Annotated in this window: 1 protein-coding gene and 1 pseudogene; both read right to left on the bottom strand. The window is 45.0% G+C overall.

The features are described 5' to 3' along the window. Positions 1 to 258 (bottom strand): annotated as a pseudogene (locus tag R7Q48_RS26635) (outer membrane lipoprotein-sorting protein); the annotation flags it as partial. 116 nt (positions 259 to 374) lie between these two features. Beyond that, on the bottom strand, positions 375 to 773 hold a 399-nt coding region (locus R7Q48_RS26630), incomplete at its 5' end, for a GGDEF domain-containing protein (protein ID WP_318133220.1).

Raw genomic sequence — 773 nt, 5'->3', positions numbered from 1 at the left:
ATGACGCTTTAGCGATGCGCTGCCTTTATCTTTGGCTGGCGCAGTTACCAACACGAGCGACAACTCCGTGCCTTTTGTCCAACTTTTCATCGTCATAGAGCGTGTCCAATCAGGACGAACGATCTCCATGGTTGCCTCGCTATAACTGGATTTTCCCCTCATTGCTTGGTCTGATTTTTGGACAATATCGAAAGCACTTTCGGCATACGAAAGTGAAGTAAAAAGCAGGAAAAACAGAGCGGCGACAGCTTTTGGCATAACTTTCCTCTAAGTCTTTGAGCTAATCTCAGAAACGAAAAGCGGCAATAAAAACTTGAAATTCAATTGAGTATAGCAAGAGGAAAAATCGAAATAGCGATTCACTACGCAAAAACTTAAGGCACCTGACGAAGAAGAGGCTCAACTTTGCTTTTATCGATCACTTTGAACATCGCGCAGTTTTTACCATTCATTTTGCCGCAGTACATGAGTTGGTCGGCTACGTGCAAGTTTATGATGCCTTTGAACTCGCGATAATAGGCGCAACCCAAACTCACGCTGACATGGATCGCTTGCCCATTGAGTAAAACAGGTCGATCGTAAACACAGCTGCAAATCGCCTTTGCAAGCGTTTCAGCTTCTTTTTCAGATAGAGAGGCAGTCACCAACGCAAATTCCTCACCACCGATTCGCGCTAAGGTTATTCGTTCGTCAGTCAGCGATTTTGCCGTGTCGGCAACAGCGACAATCGCTTGGTCACCGATTAAATGGCCGTATTTGTCGTTTATCGATTT

The organism is Vibrio sp. 378 (genome assembly GCF_033339435.1).
The sequence above is the reverse complement of the archived record's forward strand: the minus strand, read 5'-3'. Positions and strand labels throughout refer to the sequence as shown.